We start from the raw sequence: 239 nt of genomic DNA, 5'->3' as shown, positions 1-239 counted from the left end.
GACCGACGCTGCCGGGAACACAGGCACGGTCACCGATACCACCACCTTGGATACGGCCGCACCGAGCACAGGTGATGGCGCAAACAGTATTGCGTTCGACGATGGCGGCGATGAACAATTGAGCGCGAGTGAAGCGACCAACGTGACCCTTTCTGGCGTTGTCGAAGCCGGTGCCACCGTCGACAGCATCACCATCAGTGATGGCGTGACCACCATCACGGTACCGAGCTCGGCGATCA

Annotated in this window: 1 protein-coding gene; it reads left to right on the top strand. The window is 60.7% G+C overall.

The features are described 5' to 3' along the window. Positions 1-239, top strand: a 239-nt coding sequence (locus tag C2M34_RS09230) for a hypothetical protein (protein WP_158681411.1), incomplete at both ends; no start/stop codon positions are given.

The sequence above is a fragment of the Pseudoalteromonas sp. T1lg88 genome (assembly GCF_002964765.1).
GTDB lineage: Bacteria > Pseudomonadota > Gammaproteobacteria > Enterobacterales > Alteromonadaceae > Pseudoalteromonas.
The sequence above is the reverse complement of the archived record's forward strand: the minus strand, read 5'-3'. Positions and strand labels throughout refer to the sequence as shown.